The organism is Vibrio sp. 2033 (genome assembly GCF_033339735.1).
In genome coordinates this window covers 1-601 of the sequence record NZ_JAWOVC010000563.1, presented here as the reverse complement: position 1 = coordinate 601, position 601 = coordinate 1, and the positions used below count along the sequence as shown (strand labels likewise).

At 43.3% G+C, this 601-nt stretch carries 1 protein-coding gene; it reads right to left on the bottom strand.

Annotated elements, in window-relative coordinates; genetic code table 11:
* Positions 1 to 35 precede the first annotated feature (35 nt).
* Entirely contained in the window at positions 36 to 392 is a 357-nt protein-coding gene (locus tag R7P74_RS27810) for a VOC family protein (protein ID WP_005463914.1), read from the bottom strand.
* Positions 393 to 601: the final 209 nt, after the last annotated feature.

Here is a 601-nt window from a genome sequence, read left to right as displayed (position 1 = left end):
CAGTGGTGTTGGGCTAACAACACAATACCGCTGATTCAGTGACTTTCTGACCACACTGCAAACTCGTTTCCGCTTGGCTCAGTGAAGTGGAAACGACATCCGCCCGGAAACTCGAAAATAGGGCGGATGATTTGCCCGCCAAACTTCGCTACTTTTTCTAACGTGGCATGAATATCAGAGCTATAGAACACCAATAGTGCTGCGCCGTTTGAGGTTTGACTGACTTGTTCTGCCGAATAAAATCCGCCATCCAAACCTTGGCCAGAAAAGGCCGCGTAGTCAGGGCCGTAGTCGACAAATTGCCAACCAAAAACGTGCTCAAAAAACGCCTTAGTGGCACCGATATTGGGCGTACCAAATTCAACGTAGTTCAATTTTTCATGTTGATGCATGCGATATCCTTTCTGCTTGGTGATGTTTATTCAGTGTAATCACTCTCGCCACGAGATTCTCATGCTTTTGGTTTGTTTTTTAATCTAAATAGATGAAAAACGAAAACTTTCATCGTTTATCCCTATCAAATCTATCGCCAATTCCCATTAAACAAATGGAATCTTTGAAGATATATTCTTCGTGGGTAGAAGAGAGCTTTTGGATATCC

What these genes read in the sequence shown, in the direction of transcription:
- R7P74_RS27810 (WP_005463914.1), bottom strand. Translation starts at nt 392, where the DNA reads ATGCATCAACATGAAAAATTGAACTACGTTGAATTTGGTACGCCCAAT.